The sequence below is a fragment of the Bifidobacterium sp. N5G01 genome, assembly GCF_002742425.1.
Classification (GTDB): Bacteria; Actinomycetota; Actinomycetes; order Actinomycetales; family Bifidobacteriaceae; genus Bifidobacterium; species Bifidobacterium hominis.
On sequence record NZ_NJNP01000001.1, the window covers coordinates 685872 to 699890 of the forward strand.

Consider the following 14019-nt stretch of genomic DNA (forward strand, 5'->3'; position numbering starts at 1 on the left):
AATCGTCATCAACTACTTCAACGTCAGCGTGGCAACAAGTGCAAGATGATCGCTGCCTTCAACGCAGAACGAACTCACGTCGGAAGCGTCCAATCCCTTGGTGAAAAGCACATGGTCGAGAATGATGCGCGGCCATGGCAGCCATGATGGGAACGTGGGATGACGGCCCTTCGCCTCGCACAAGGCAGCATCCTTGAATCCCGCATTCAGCAGCTTGCGGAAGCTTGGATGATCGGTACCGGAGTTCAAATCACCCAACACAACAGTGATGTCGCCCTGCTTCTGAGTGGTCGCCAATTCCCCCAAACCGATGATGCCGGCGGACCATTCCTTGCATCCGCGCATCGGAGACTTCGGATGCGCCGAAACAAACGTGATGCCACGCATCGAATCGATCGGGAAGCACACACCCGGCACATCGGCCGCGGGAATCACCGCAGTGACCGGAGACATGTCGCTTGGTTCAATGCGAATCCACACACCATTGAATCCGCCATTATCCGTTTCCTTGTTCTCCCCCAATTGACGGTACGGAAGCAAATCAGACAATCCCGAAGCGTCCAATTGCGCAACCAGATCGTCCGTCAATTCCTGCAATGCAAGTACTGCAATATCATGTTTTTTGACCGCACTGACGATTGCCGCAGCGTTGGCGCGACCGAATCTGCAGTTAAGTGTCATCACACGGAAACGGCCATGTTTCGCGGATTTTGCAACAGCTTCATCGCCTGTTTCACGAGATGTTTCACGCTTTTTTGCAAGTTTTTCGGCGACCCTCTGCGCAGTATTGGGAGAATTGAGATTCTCCATCCAATATGCGATTTTACGCAGCAGCGACGCAAGACAGACCACCACAGCAACTCCCCCGAGAGCCGGCTCATGCAACGCGAAACCGGCGACGGCAATCACAAGCGTCGGAATCCACAGCAACGGAATCAACGCAATCAAATACGGCAACGGCAAACGCCCATCCCAACCAGCCGGCATCTCGCCAAGCGCAATCCATACAACACAAATAATCAACGCAATCCAAAGCGCGATAATCATTCAGGCAACTCCCCCTATGCAAACCGTTCACTCCGAACGGACATACGCAAACTCGGAACCTCCAAGTGTAGCCAGCCTGCCTGATTCCGACGATTCCGCCATGTAGACCCACGCAAACATCTCACGAATGCCAGCAAATGTCCGATTCTGCCGATTCGGTCATTCAAAGCATCATATTCGCCGCATAATTGACCGTTTCCACAGAATCAGACAAACGACTTCCCAGTTTTGCATGGATTCGGAAAGTCGCGTAGAGCGGAAAACATTCTAAGACCCATCCGTCCGTACCCCACGGTTATAATCGTCAAGTTATTCGCGCGCGCGAGGCCCTCTAACTATCGCGTGACGTGAGGAACACGTGGGTTTCGGATTCCGTGCCCCACACAGAAAACGAAACGCACACCCCTAGTTATACAAGGAGAGCCATTTTGGCAACCAAGATTCGTCTGAAGCGCATGGGTAAGAAGTTCTACGCGTTCTACCGCGTGGTGATCATGGATTCCCGTACCAAGCGTGATGGCCGCGCCATCGAAGAGATCGGTACCTACAACCCGAACACCCAGCCTTCGACCATCGTCATCGATTCCGAGCGTGCTCAGTACTGGCTCGGCGTCGGCGCCCAGCCGACCGAACAGGTGCTGAACCTGCTGAAGATCACCGGCGACTGGCAGAAGTTCAAGGGCCTTGAAGGCGCTGAAGGCACCCTGAAGACCGTTGAGGCCGGCCCGGATGCCGCCGCTCGCGTTGAGGCCGTTGAGTCCCAGGCTCAGAAGCTGAAGGCTGCAAAGTCCGAAGCTGAAGCCAAGGCCAAGGCTGAAGCCGAAGCCGCCGCTACCGAGGAAGCTCCGGCTGAAGAGCCGGCTGCGGAAGCTGAGTGATCATGCTCGCCCAGGCTGTGGAACATCTGATTAAGAACATCGTCGATTTTCCCGACGATGTTTCAGTGAAGTCCCATGAGAACGCGCGTGGCGAACTCATTCGCGTGCGCGTCAACCCGGAAGACATCGGTCGCGTCATCGGACGCAGCGGACGCACGGCAAATGCGATTCGCACCGTGGTACAGGCACTGGCCGACCACAAGGTGCGCGTCGACATCATGGACGTGCGCAGGTGAGATCCTAGCGTGGTGCGTGATATGCATTCTGACGACCCTCAACAGCCCGAGCTGCTGAGGGTCTGTCGTATCGGGCGTGCGCAGGGACTCAAAGGCGAAGTCACCGTGCAGATCTATACGGACGAACCGGAATACCGGTTCGCTCCCGGTGCTGTGTTGTATACGAAAGACGGCGAAGAAGAGTACGTGGTAGAACACTCCCGTACCTTCAAAAACCGTTGGATCATCAAGTTCGAAGGCATTGACAACCGCGACCAGTCCGAAGCGGCCAACGGCATTGTGCTGTATGGCGAGGCGGACGATCCGGAAGACATGCTTGAAGCCGACGAATGGTATCCGAAAGACCTTATTGGCCTTGAGGCGCGACTGGCTGAAAACAATATGCTTGGCCTTGAACCGGGCATGGTGGTAGGCAAAGTCGTTGACGTGATAGAAGTGGCCCAATGGCTGCTGAAGATTCGTCTCGCCAATCCGGTGAAGGATGCCGACGGCGTTGTGGTTGAGAACAGCGCGCTCGTGCCGTTTGTGGACGAGCTCGTGCCAGACATCGACCTTGAAGAGGGTTATCTGACCCTCGATCCGCCCGGAGGCCTTATTCCGGGACTGTGATCGCAATTACTTATCAGGTGGGCATTGGATTTCCATGCCCACCTTTTGTTTTCTGCTATTTGGCAGACATACCGGTATTCTGGAACCATTATGAAGATTGATATCGTGTCCGTTTTCCCGGAATATTTCGAAGTGCTGAACCTCAGTCTGCTCGGCAAAGCGCAGGCGAAAGGTCTTGTGGAAGTGACCGCCCATAATTTGCGCGACTGGACGCACGACGTGCATCATTCCGTCGATGACACTCCAGTTGGCGGTGGCGCAGGCATGGTGATGAAGCCGGAAGTGTGGAGCGAGTGCCTCGACGAGCTGCTGCAGCTTGAGCCGGCGGTAGTTGAGAATACGGAAAATATTGAGGATTCTGCAGTTTCTTGCGATACTTACGATACGTGCGATTCTGGCAATTCTGCAACTGTTGCAGTTCCCGCAAAATCCGACGATTCCGAAAAAACGAATATTGCACAATCTTTCGCAGGTCCTGTGTTGATTTTTCCGAATCCTTCCGCCCCACTGTTCACACAGCAGGATGCGACGGAATTGAGTCATGCCGATCATCTGCTGTTCGGCTGCGGTCGTTACGAGGGGTATGACGCGCGTATTCCGCAGTATTACCGTGCGCAAGGCATTGATGTGCGCGAGTATTCGATTGGCGATTATGTGTTGAACGGCGGCGAAGTCGCGGTTTCGGTCATGTTGGAGGCAATTACGCGACTGCTGCCCGGTTTTATGGGCAATGCAGAATCGATTGTTGAGGAATCGTATACGGGCGAGAACGCGCTGTTGGAGCATCGCCAGTACACGAAGCCTGCCGAATGGCGTGGCATCAAGGTTCCGGACGTGTTGCTTTCCGGCAATCATGCGAAAGTGGATCGTTTCCGCCGTGATGAGGCGCTCCAGAAAACCGACAAGTTGCGTCCGGATCTGATCGAAGCGCTGGATTGCACCAAACTCGACAAAGCCGATCGCAAGACGCTGATGGCGCTCGGTTGGGAGGTTTCCGCCGCTCACCCGCGCAAACGCTAGCTTTCAAACGTTTGTTTTACGCGGAATGATCGCAAGTTTTTCTTGCGATCAGTGCTGACCTTTATCGGAGATTGGCTCGCTGGGTTCAATGTAGTAGACGGCAGTTTCGCCATAGTCGCGCCGATCGGTGATTTCCCAGTTTGCGGGGGCCGCGGGAGCTTCGGAACGGGTGGATCGTTCAAGCATGATCACCGTGTTGCTGGAAGTCAGTTCACGGCTGGCAAGATCGGCGAGCAGCTGGTTGCAATCATTCGTTTCGAAGGCGTACGGCGGGTCGATGAACACCATGTCGAACGGTTCAACGGCCGAAGCCGAAGACGCGTATTTTTCCGCGCGGGCCTTCACCACGCGGGCGCTCATGCCATGTTCCCACGAACGGTTATGCTTCAACGCGGTCAGCGTCTGCGCGATCAATGCGGCCGCCGGAGCGGAGGATTCCACCGCCACCAGCTCTCGCGCGCCACGGCTCAATGCTTCGATGCCCAAAGCGCCGGTTCCTGCAAACAAATCGAGCACGCGGGCATCGTCCAACACTCCCCACGAATCAAGGTGCGAGAAAATCGCCTCTTTGGTGCGATCTGTAGTCGGTCGGGTACCCGACTTCGGCGTGGTCAATGCCACACCTTTGAATCGTCCTGAAATTACGCGCATACGCACTACTCTAGCGTGGCGGGCTTAATTTAGGTGTGTCCGGCTCTTTTAGGCGTGCCAAACTAATTGCTGGTCAGGAACATTTCGTTGCCGCGCGTGAAATCCAATACCGCTCCAGCCAACTGCACAAATCCAAGCAAATCGGGATCGGCCGCAACAAGCTGCGTGGCCTCGGCCCGTGCCTGTTCGATGATCTTCACATCCTTGACCACGCGCAGCAGCTTCAATCCCGTTTTCCCGCCGGATTGCGCATCTCCGAGCACGTCGCCGGCTCCACGGAATTCCAAATCGGCCTGTGCGATTTCGGCACCATCCAACGTGCCCTGAATCACGTCAAGACGGCGGGCGGCATCACTGTCCGCAGGCGCACGCGAAATCAGAAAAGCCCCCGAATCAGTACCACCACGGCCAACGCGCCCTCGCAACTGGTGCAATTGCGAAAGTCCGTACCGATCTGCGTCGAAAATCACGATGCAACTGGCTTTCGCCACGTCCACGCCGACCTCGATTACCGTGGTCGCTACCAGAATCGGCGTTATGCCGGCTTCAAAATCGGCCATAACCTGCGATTTTGTGGTGTCATCGTCGCGCCCGGTCAATGTTGCGAATCGAATGCCTTCGAATTGCGGCAACGATTGCAGACGCTCCACGATTTCTGCGACGGAATGCAACGGGGGGCGTTGCGCACGCTTGTCGTCGTCTTCGCCAAGATCGTATGCCTCGTCAAAGGCGGGAACCGGCGAGCCTGCGGTTTTCGAATCCGAAGCAGCCGACGCCGCCAACGCGTCGTCCGCATTTTCGGAATCATCGTCGATGCGCGGGCAGACCACGTAGGCGCGTTCCCCCGCGTCAATGCGTTTACGGATCAGGGCGAACATTTCGCTCATCAGCGACGCATTGCTTTCCGGCACCACGAATGTGCGAATTGGCCTGCGGCCGCCAGGAAGTTCAGTCAGCGCGGAAATATCAAGATCACCGAACCAGGTCATGGCTGCGGTGCGCGGAATCGGCGTGGCCGTCATGACCAGCAGATGCGGCGCAGTAGTCCCCTTGGAATTCAACGATTCGCGCTGCTCCACACCGAAGCGATGCTGTTCGTCGATTACCGCCAGTGTGAGGTTCGGTGCCTGGAAATTCTTGGAAAATGCGGCGTGCGTCGCCACGACGATGCAGGGCATGCCCGATGCGGCTGCGGCAAGTACGCGACGGCGTTCGGCCAGTCGCATGCTTCCCGTAAGAAGAAATACGGGAATCTCCCCATCTTTTGTGCCGAATATATCGTTTCCTTTGCTTGGAATACCCTTTTTTTGCGCATTTGAAATATGCGATTGCTCACTTCGCAATGTAATCAAATCGTCGTTATTCGAGTTATCCACATTGGAAATTTGGGCTATCTCAAACAGATCGGCGGGTTGTACACCTTTATCCACAGCATTATTGTTGATAGTTTTTTGTGCGGATTCCCCGGTTTGTTGGATTGTTGACACTTGAGTTGGCGCCGTATTTTCCCGGATTTCGGAAGCCGTTTTATCGTCTGCATCCGTCAGTTTCGCCACCATTTTGGAAATGCTCGCATAATGCTGCTCGGCAAGAACCTGCGTTGGCGCTACAAGCACGGCCTGCCCGCCCGATCCCACAGCCTGCATCATGGCTGCGACCGCGACCACGGTTTTGCCGGATCCAACCTCGCCCTGCAGCAATCGTTGCATGGGGTAGTCGCGCGTCATATCGGCGGAAATATCGGCAATAACCTGCCTTTGACCGCTCGTCAGAGCAAACGGCAGTGAGGCAATGAAGTCGTCTTTCAACCGCGTTGCGGAACATGCGGTCGCCTTGTTTTTGCGTGATGCGTCGCGTGTTTTGACGAGTGCGGTCTGGCAGATCAGCGCTTCCTCGTATCGCAACGTTTGCAGGGCGTTGTCGAAATTCTTGCGATCGACCGGATCATGAATCGCCATGAATGCTTCAGCGCGATGCATAAGCCCATATTCCTCGCGAAAATCTTCCGGAATAATGTCGGGAATAGCGACGGACAACGCTTTAATCTGCACTTCACGATTTACTTGAGGAGCGTCAAACTCCCCTTCTTGCGCGATATTATCTGAGGAATTACTTGCCGTTGTCGCCGCCAAATATTCGCTTCCACGCAACGCATCCATGTATTTCAATACCGATTCGTGAATATGTTCGCTGGAAATCCTGGAATTCGCATGATATACCGGTCGCGGACGGCAGACTCGTTTCAATGCTTCATCAACAGTTTGCGCATCGTATTTCAGATTACCAAGCGGTGGATTTGCAGGATCGCCGAAACCGTCATTCCATTCCCCGCTTTCTGCCTGCGATTGCACGGGATTGATGGTAAGCAGGTCGGGATGCGTGAATTGCAAACGATTGTCATACACGCTTGGCTCGCCTGCGACGACCAGCAGCGCTCCCGTGTGCAATTTGCGCTGCACCCAATCGACATACGATTTGCGATATGAGAAGAAAACCAGTGACGCCAACGATTTTGGGGTGTTGCGACGGGCTGCGAAATCGTCGTCGGTGACTGTTGCGATCAGGCGGAAGCCACGACGAGCCATGGGGAAAACACGCGTTTCGAGCACGTGCGCTGCGAATGCCATTTTTTCCCCGATTTTCGCCTCGTGCAGTGCGTGCGCTGGAATGGGATCGGTCACGCGGAACGGATAGTAGGTCAGGGCGTCGCCTACGGACACCACGCCAAGCGATTTCAGCGCACCAACTCTGCGGCGGTTGCTTTCGATTGATGAAATCGGCGTTTCCAGTGTGGTGCTCATAATGCACCATTCTCCCCAGTTATGCCGACAGATGCGGCTTCAGCGGGCAAAATTCCCCACCGACTGGAACAATCCGGACACCCAGAGCCCTGCCAACGTCCCAAAACCTCCACCCACTGGAGAAATCCGGACGCCCACAAGCCCCTCAACGGGCAAAATCCTCCACCCACTGGAAGAATCCGGACACCCAGAGCCCTGCCAACGTCCCAAAACCTCCACCCACTGGAAGAATCACCCCGCAAACAAGCCACCCAACGACCCAAAACCTCCACCCATTGGAACAATCCGGACACTCACGACCTGGGCGCATAAAGCAAAACCCCGGCGACCAGCGGTCTACCGGGGTTTCAAGCTGTTATTTCGCGATTCACGCTTCAACGCGCTGAACCTTGCCAGCCTTGATGCACTTGACGCAAACGCGAACGCGAACGTTCTCGCCGTCGATGGTGGTGCGAACCGGCTGCAGGTTCGGGCGGAAGGTGCGCTTATTGCGAATATGTGAGTGCGAAACGGTGAAACCGGTCTGCGGTCCCTTGCCGCACACTGCGCAACGAGCTGCCATAATGGACTCCCTATAAATTACTATTGACTTGCAAGTCTGCGCGTTCGACACCATGCAACTGAATGCATGGCAGAACACACAACTTCTCAACTATACAACCAGCCCCAGCCAATCGCAAACCAGATTGCAGACCTGTGGATAGAAATCGCCTTGGATTCCCCGGAATCATGGCGCTTGTTCAAAAAACTGGACATCAATCACACATCAGTCGCAATGTTCATGCATTGTTCATACGTAACGGCAGAGCGCATCCCTTACGTCCATTTAAGATGAACTGTAGTGTATACAACAGTGAATTGACGGTTTATTCGAAAGAGTCAACAATCATGTCTGAACGCGCAACAGCGCCCACAACTGCGCCTGCCGCAACTTCCGCGCCCACAACGTCTGCAACGTCTGCAACATCTGCAGAAAATCTGCCAGAACCCAACGAAAAACTCACCACACGCGAAAAAAAGTGGATCGTCTACGATGTCGGCAATTCCGCATTCGTAATGCTATCGACCGCCGTCGTGCCAATCTACGCGAACTCGCTGCTGCAGTCCGCCGGCCAATCGAATATCGTGTCGACATGGGGGTACGCGCAAACCATCGCATCGCTGATCATCGCGGTGATGATGCCTGTGCTCGGATCCATGGCCGACGTGCAGGGCATGAAGGTAAAGTTCTTCACCGGATTCTTCCTGACGGGCGTGGTCGCCTGCTGTGCGATGGCGCTGCCGCTCAGCTGGCTCGTTTTCTTGGTGGTGTGCATTCTCGCCACGGTCGGACTGAACGGTTCGCTCACGTTCTACGATTCCATGCTGGTCGATATCACGTCGAATGAGCGTATGGACCGCGTGTCCTCGCATGGTTTCGCATGGGGCTATATTGGCTCCACGATTCCGTTCATTGCCTGCATAGCGCTGATTTTCGGCGGTCCGTCGTTGTTCGGATGGCCCACGGTGGCATGCACGCGCGCTTCGTTCGTAATCACCGCATTGTGGTGGGTTGCGTTCACCATTCCGCTGCTCACCAGCTATAAGCAGGTGCATTACCGCGCTACCGCGAACCAGGCCGGCAAGGCGATTCGCGGCACATTCCACGAACTTCGCATCACGTTCCGCGCGATCCGTCGCAACAAGCCGCTGTGGATGTTCATGATCGCGTTCTTCTTCTATATCGACGCGGTGAACACGGTGATTTCCATGAGCACCTCATACGGTACGCAGTTGGGCATCGACTCCACACATCTGGTAATGGCACTGCTGGTCACGCAGTTCGTGGCATTCCCGAGCGCGATCGCGTACGGTAAGCTGGCTGGGCGTTTTGGCGCAAAAACCATGATCGCCACCGCCGTGATCGCTTATATCTGCATTGTGCTGTTTGCCGCGTTCTTCTTGCGTTCCGCTACGGAATTCTGGATTCTTGCGATTCTTGTCGGCTTGTTCCAAGGTGGCATTCAGGCGTTGTCTCGCTCGTATTATGGCAAGATCATTCCAAAGAATCGTGCCAATGAATATTACGGTTTCTACGATATTTTCGGCAAAACCGCTTCGATTATCGGCACCTTCCTTGTTGCGACCACCACTTCGCTGACCGGCAACGCCTCTGTAGGCGTGCTTTCAATCGCAATCCTGCTGATCGTTGCCCTCATCTTCCTCCTGGTGCAAAAAGACCCCACCCGCAAGTAGTTTCGCCGTTTAACTTCTGTCTGTTTTTCGGCAACCAGCTGCCTTCATGTCGTATTTCCGATGTCGCCTCACGTCCGAAAAGTCATGCATGGCAAGAGTCGATCGCATAGTAATCGCAATTGCAATCTTCTTCAGGGTCTACGGGGAAAAGCAATGCTGATTCGAAAATCAGAAAAAGTTGAGGGCACGTGCCACTTCGTCGACGATGTCAAGCATGGCGCTGCGCGCACGTTCAGGCTCTCCCTTGGCGATTGCGTCGGCTACGGCATCATGTGCGTCGAGCGCGTCAGGCTTCGGCTTCATCGGGTATTTGCCGAGTTCCACGCGTCCGCGCAGCACGGTGGCGATGGTGTCGGAAAGCGCGGCGAACAGCTCATTGCCGCTTTCATGCAGGATCAACGTATGGAATTCCACGTCGAGATCATGGAATTGCGCAAGTCCGGCTTCGCCTTCCTTGTTGGATTCGGCGATCTGCCGCATTTTCGCCGCATACACGGGGAATTTCGCCTTGACGTCGATGGGGGCAAGACGTGCGGCGGAAGCCGCTGCAGCCGGTTCGACCGCTAGCCGCAGTTCGGTGAGGGATGACAGCTGCTGCTCGCGTTGCGTGGAGTGGAGACGCCATTCGATCACCTGATGGTTGAGCGCCTGCCATTCGCCGAATGGGCGTGCGACAAGTCCGATGCGACGTTTGACAAGTACCGCGTTCATGGATTCAAGTGTTTTCGCGACTTCTCGCGCCACGGTTCTGGAAATACCGAAACGACTTTGCAGGTCTTCCAACGTAAGGCTTTCGCCAGCCTTCCACACGCCGTCGAGCATTTCGATGGCAAGCGTTCGGCTCACCGAATCCTGCATCAGTTCACCGCCGGCATTTTCTGCGATTACCGTGTCTTCAGCCATCGACCGTTCCTCCCTCGCTCACTCCATAACATGCCTGCTTTGTTTCACGGTATGTTTCACATATTCTGCGACATGCACGGCAATCACAAATCGCAGATGATCGTATATCTACGATTGCGTGATTTACCGCTATTTTGCACTATCTCCAGCATAGCAAGTCACACGATTTTTCCAATTCGTAGTACTTTTTATTTGACTGATACTACTTTTATGGTTTATAGTAGTCTTATTCCTGGTGCGAAGCGGCACAGGATCGTCAACAGCAAGGAGAGCAACATGAGCATTCACGTAGTGGTGATGGGCGTTGCAGGATGTGGCAAATCCACCGTCGCAGAAGCTATCCACGAACGACTCGGATACGTGTACGCGGAAGGCGACGACTTCCACCCGCAAGCGAATATCGACAAAATGTCAGCCGGCATTCCACTCACCGATGAGGACCGCTGGCCATGGCTGAACGTCATCAACTCCTGGATGGTGGCACGCGAGGCGCTCGACGAAAACACCGTGGTGTCCAGCTCCGCGTTGAAGCGCAGCTACCGCGAGGTGCTCGCCAAAGACGTGCCCACATTCTTCATTCATCTCAACGGCAGCCACGAGCTCATTCAGCAGAGGCTCAGCGAACGCAAGGGACATTTCATGCCACCCGCGCTACTGCCAAGCCAGTTCGCCATTCTTGAGCCGCTCGCCTCCGAAGAGAACGGCGTGGAAATCTCCATCGAAGGCAGCGTCGACGAAATGGTCGACCGTGCCATCGAAGCGCTGAACGCCTATGCAGCAACCGTGGCCGCAACCGCGGCAGCCCAAACCGCAACCCAGGCCTCCTAATCCGCCATCCACCGGTCCAAATGTGTCCGATTCTCCAGAATTGGACAACTACACACCCAAAACTGGTACATGTTTGTCCGATTCTGCAGAAACGGACAAACAGAACCCAAAAACAGCAGCACAACTGTCCGATTCTGCAGAATCGGACAAATCCGGCACACCAAACCCATGAATCGAGGAGGATTCATGAACCTCATTGCAGCGGCGATCATCGGCATCGCCATCATCGTTCTACTTATCGCGGTATGCAAAGTGCATCCGTTCCTTTCCCTGCTTGCCGGCTCGTTCGCGATGGCCGTGTGCGCGGGAGTGGAGTACGGCAAGGCGTTCGACAGCTTCACCTCTGGCGTCGGTTCCACGATTTCCAACGTCGGCCTGCTCATCGCATTCGGCTCGATCATCGGCACAATCCTGTTCAAGTCGGGCGGTGCCGACACCATCGTCGACACCATCATGGCCAAAACGCCGTTGCAACGTCTGCCGTGGGCCATGGCCCTGATCGCGTTCATCGTCGGCATTCCCATGTTCTTCGAAGTCGGCGTGGTCATTCTCATTCCGGTGGTGCTCTTTGCCGCTCGCCGCGCCAAAGCTCCGGTGATCCTGCTGGGCATTCCAGCCCTCGCAGGCCTTTCCACCCTGCACGCGTTCGTGCCGCCGCACCCCGGCCCGCTCACCGCCATCGGCGCTCTGAATGCGAACCTCGGCATCACCCTGGCGCTCGGCCTGCTCGTAGCCGTTCCAACCGTGATCATCTCCGGCCCGCTCTTCGGCAAACTCGCCGCCAAGTGGGTGCCGATCGCCGCCCCCGAAAACAAGGCTGAGGCCGAAGCTCCGAAATCCGCGGAAAACCGCCCATCCTTCGCTTCCGCAATCGCCGTCATCCTGCTGCCGGTCGTACTCATGCTCGCCTCTTCCATAGTGGATCTGACCGGTCAGAGCGAAACCGCGTGGGGTCGTGCACTCGCTTTCATCGGCACTCCGTTGACCGCGCTGCTCATCACCACGATTTTCGCGATGGTCGTGCTCGGTTACATGCAGAAATTCACCCGCGACGCGGTCAACGGCATGGTCGGCCAATCCTTCAGCTCGGTCGCCGGCATTATTCTGATCGTCGCCGCCGGCGGCGGCTTCAAGCAGACGCTCGTCGATTCCGGCATTGGCGACGTGATCGCTAATTCGATCACCGAATCCGCCATGAATCCGCTGATCGCAGGCTGGCTGGTCGCCGTGCTCATCCGTCTCGCCACCGGCTCCGCAACCGTGGCCACCGTCACCGCATCCGGCATCATGGTGCCGCTCGCCACCGGCATGAGCCCAACGCATCTGGCTCTGCTGGTGCTCGCCATCGGCGCAGGATCCGTGTTCTTCTCGCACCTGAATGATGCAGGATTCTGGCTGGTCAAGGAATACTTCGGTATGTCGGTCGGTCAGACATTGAAGACCTGGTCGCTGATGGAAACGATTCTGTCGGTCACCGGCTTGGGTTGCGTCATGCTGCTTTCGCTGGTGCTTTGACGCACGACATTTCGCACACAAATTGCGATTGCGATTCGCGTGCATCATATCTGAAAAACATATCTGAAATACAAAAAACTTGCCGTCCATTCGTTTTTAAGCATCTTCTTTTCTGCGTTGCGGAAGATGCAGAAAATGGATGGGCGGCACCAATCCCAATTCGAATCCAATTTAAATCCCAATTTAAATCCACATCAAAAACCGTAGAAAGAAGAACATCATGCAGCTGGCAATGATCGGCTTGGGCCGAATGGGCGGAAATATGGCAAAGCGCATCGCTGCGGCCGGACACGAAGTAGTCGGATACGACCGCTCCCCCGAATCGGACCGCACTGTGGCAAGCCTTGAGGAAATGGTGGCCGCGCTCGCCGCGCCGCGCATCGTATGGGTAATGGTGCCCGCAGGCGAGGCGACCGACAGCACTATCAACAAACTGGCGGAACTGTTGGAACCTGGCGACATGATTATCGATGGTGGCAATTCCCGCTACACCGATGACGCTCGCCACGCGGCTGAACTTGAGCCGAAGGGCATTCACTTCATGGATTGCGGTGTTTCCGGCGGCGTATGGGGCATCGACCGTGGGTATGCGCTTATGGTAGGCGGCAGCGAAGAGGATTTCGAACGCGCCCGACCGATTTTCGAAGCGCTCAAGCCTGAGGGCGATTCCGGACTGGCGCTCGCAGGCCCGGTCGGCGGCGGCCATTTCGCCAAAATGGTGCACAACGGCATTGAATACGGCATGATGCAGGCGTTCGGCGAAGGCTTCGCCACTATGGTGAAGTCCGACCTCATCAAGGATCCCGCTGCCGTGATGACTTCATGGCGAGACGGTTCCGTGGTACAGTCCTGGCTGCTGGATCTGCTGGCGATCGCATTCAAGTCCGATCCGACGCTGGAATCCATGCCGCCGGTGGCCAACGAGTCCGGCGAGGCGAAGTGGATGATCGAGGCGGCGCTCGAACTGGGCGTGCCGACCCCCGCCACCGCGGCCGCACTTTACGCGCGGCAGACTTCCCGCGGCGGCGCGGATGACATTCTGCGCGTTGTTTCCACCATGCGCGCCCAGTTCGGCGGCCACGTCACCAAGATCGACGAAGTCGCCACCCACTGAGAGTGCTTTGAATGTCCGATTCTGCAGAAACGGACAAGCAGAATCCAAAAACAGCAGCCCAACTGTCCGATTCACCAGAATCGGACATCCAAACACCCAAAACCAGCCCATGAGTGTCCGATTCTGCAGAAACGGACACTCCACACAGCTTAAGAACGCCTATTTCGCTTATACATGGCAGA

At 55.8% G+C, this 14019-nt stretch carries 14 protein-coding genes; 9 read left to right on the top strand and 5 right to left on the bottom strand.

The window, feature by feature from the left end; all coding sequences use genetic code 11:
- Positions 1-12 precede the first annotated feature (12 nt).
- The gene (locus tag CE168_RS03025) at positions 13-1047 is read right to left on the bottom strand and encodes an endonuclease/exonuclease/phosphatase family protein (RefSeq protein WP_099571040.1); all 1035 of its coding nucleotides are present in this window, start codon (positions 1045-1047) and stop codon (positions 13-15) included.
- A gap of 428 nt (positions 1048-1475) precedes the next feature.
- Here CE168_RS03025 and rpsP point away from each other — a divergent pair, with 428 nt between their 5' ends.
- The 4 genes from rpsP (at position 1476) to trmD (ending at position 3790) form a co-directional block, all read left to right on the top strand.
- Positions 1476-1925: a 30S ribosomal protein S16 gene (gene rpsP, locus CE168_RS03030; RefSeq protein WP_033512586.1), complete on the top strand. Its 450-nt coding sequence runs from the start codon at positions 1476-1478 to the stop codon at positions 1923-1925.
- A gap of 2 nt (positions 1926-1927) precedes the next feature.
- Positions 1928-2161, top strand: coding sequence for an RNA-binding protein (locus CE168_RS03035; RefSeq protein ID WP_003811858.1), 234 nt, complete (start codon positions 1928-1930; stop codon positions 2159-2161).
- 21 nt (positions 2162-2182) lie between these two features.
- The gene (rimM, locus tag CE168_RS03040; RefSeq protein ID WP_180753359.1) at positions 2183-2770 is read left to right on the top strand and encodes a ribosome maturation factor RimM; all 588 of its coding nucleotides are present in this window, start codon (positions 2183-2185) and stop codon (positions 2768-2770) included.
- Positions 2771-2860: 90 nt separating this feature from the next.
- Positions 2861-3790 (top strand): tRNA (guanosine(37)-N1)-methyltransferase TrmD, encoded by a 930-nt coding sequence (gene trmD / locus CE168_RS03045; protein ID WP_099571042.1) that lies wholly within the window; start codon positions 2861-2863, stop codon positions 3788-3790.
- A gap of 48 nt (positions 3791-3838) precedes the next feature.
- Here trmD and rsmD read toward each other — a convergent pair whose 3' ends face one another.
- The 3 genes from rsmD to rpmB all read right to left on the bottom strand — a co-directional run bounded on the left by rsmD (position 3839) and on the right by rpmB (position 7804).
- Complete coding sequence (gene rsmD / locus CE168_RS03050; protein WP_294446473.1) at positions 3839-4447, bottom strand: 16S rRNA (guanine(966)-N(2))-methyltransferase RsmD; 609 nt, start codon at positions 4445-4447, stop codon at positions 3839-3841.
- Positions 4448-4503: 56 nt separating this feature from the next.
- Positions 4504-7242, bottom strand: coding sequence for an ATP-dependent DNA helicase RecG (locus CE168_RS03055; RefSeq protein WP_099571044.1), 2739 nt, complete (start codon positions 7240-7242; stop codon positions 4504-4506).
- Between the two features lie 367 nt (positions 7243-7609).
- A complete protein-coding gene (gene rpmB, locus CE168_RS03060; protein ID WP_003807649.1) occupies positions 7610-7804 on the bottom strand; it encodes a 50S ribosomal protein L28 in 195 nt (64 codons plus the stop codon).
- A gap of 66 nt (positions 7805-7870) precedes the next feature.
- Between rpmB and CE168_RS08990 the strand changes: the two genes are divergently transcribed.
- Together CE168_RS08990 and CE168_RS03065 are read left to right on the top strand one after the other, a co-directional pair.
- Positions 7871-8077: a hypothetical protein gene (locus tag CE168_RS08990; RefSeq protein WP_180753667.1), complete on the top strand. Its 207-nt coding sequence runs from the start codon at positions 7871-7873 to the stop codon at positions 8075-8077.
- 53 nt (positions 8078-8130) lie between these two features.
- Positions 8131-9477: an MFS transporter gene (locus CE168_RS03065; RefSeq protein WP_236824291.1), complete on the top strand. Its 1347-nt coding sequence runs from the start codon at positions 8131-8133 to the stop codon at positions 9475-9477.
- 168 nt (positions 9478-9645) lie between these two features.
- Here the strand turns inward: CE168_RS03065 and CE168_RS03070 are convergent, their stop codons facing one another.
- Positions 9646-10380 carry a FadR/GntR family transcriptional regulator gene (locus tag CE168_RS03070; protein ID WP_099571045.1) on the bottom strand — a complete coding sequence of 245 codons (735 nt, stop codon included), beginning with the start codon at positions 10378-10380 and terminating at the stop codon, positions 9646-9648.
- Positions 10381-10656: 276 nt separating this feature from the next.
- Between CE168_RS03070 and CE168_RS03075 the strand changes: the two genes are divergently transcribed.
- The 3 genes from CE168_RS03075 (at position 10657) to gnd (ending at position 13837) form a co-directional block, all read left to right on the top strand.
- On the top strand, positions 10657-11208 hold the full coding sequence (locus CE168_RS03075) for a gluconokinase (RefSeq protein ID WP_099571046.1): 552 nt from the start codon (positions 10657-10659) through the stop codon (positions 11206-11208).
- A gap of 186 nt (positions 11209-11394) precedes the next feature.
- Positions 11395-12723, top strand: coding sequence for a GntP family permease (locus tag CE168_RS03085; RefSeq protein WP_099571048.1), 1329 nt, complete (start codon positions 11395-11397; stop codon positions 12721-12723).
- A 220-nt stretch (positions 12724-12943) separates the two neighbouring features.
- On the top strand, positions 12944-13837 hold the full coding sequence (gnd, locus tag CE168_RS03090) for a phosphogluconate dehydrogenase (NAD(+)-dependent, decarboxylating) (RefSeq protein ID WP_099571049.1): 894 nt from the start codon (positions 12944-12946) through the stop codon (positions 13835-13837).
- Positions 13838-14019: the final 182 nt, after the last annotated feature.

Bases quoted from the DNA above. Each gene is read 5' to 3' on its own strand.
- CE168_RS03025 (WP_099571040.1), bottom strand. From the start codon at position 1,047: ATGATTATCGCGCTTTGGATTGCGTTGATTATTTGTGTTGTATGGATT.
- CE168_RS03035 (WP_003811858.1), top strand. From the start codon at position 1,928: ATGCTCGCCCAGGCTGTGGAACATCTGATTAAGAACATCGTCGATTTT.
- rimM (WP_180753359.1), top strand. From the start codon at position 2,183: ATGCATTCTGACGACCCTCAACAGCCCGAGCTGCTGAGGGTCTGTCGT.
- trmD (WP_099571042.1), top strand. From the start codon at position 2,861: ATGAAGATTGATATCGTGTCCGTTTTCCCGGAATATTTCGAAGTGCTG.
- CE168_RS03055 (WP_099571044.1), bottom strand. From the start codon at position 7,242: ATGAGCACCACACTGGAAACGCCGATTTCATCAATCGAAAGCAACCGC.
- rpmB (WP_003807649.1), bottom strand. From the start codon at position 7,804: ATGGCAGCTCGTTGCGCAGTGTGCGGCAAGGGACCGCAGACCGGTTTC.
- CE168_RS08990 (WP_180753667.1), top strand. From the start codon at position 7,871: ATGGCAGAACACACAACTTCTCAACTATACAACCAGCCCCAGCCAATC.
- CE168_RS03065 (WP_236824291.1), top strand. From the start codon at position 8,131: ATGTCTGAACGCGCAACAGCGCCCACAACTGCGCCTGCCGCAACTTCC.
- CE168_RS03070 (WP_099571045.1), bottom strand. From the start codon at position 10,380: ATGGCTGAAGACACGGTAATCGCAGAAAATGCCGGCGGTGAACTGATG.
- CE168_RS03075 (WP_099571046.1), top strand. From the start codon at position 10,657: ATGAGCATTCACGTAGTGGTGATGGGCGTTGCAGGATGTGGCAAATCC.
- CE168_RS03085 (WP_099571048.1), top strand. From the start codon at position 11,395: ATGAACCTCATTGCAGCGGCGATCATCGGCATCGCCATCATCGTTCTA.
- gnd (WP_099571049.1), top strand. From the start codon at position 12,944: ATGCAGCTGGCAATGATCGGCTTGGGCCGAATGGGCGGAAATATGGCA.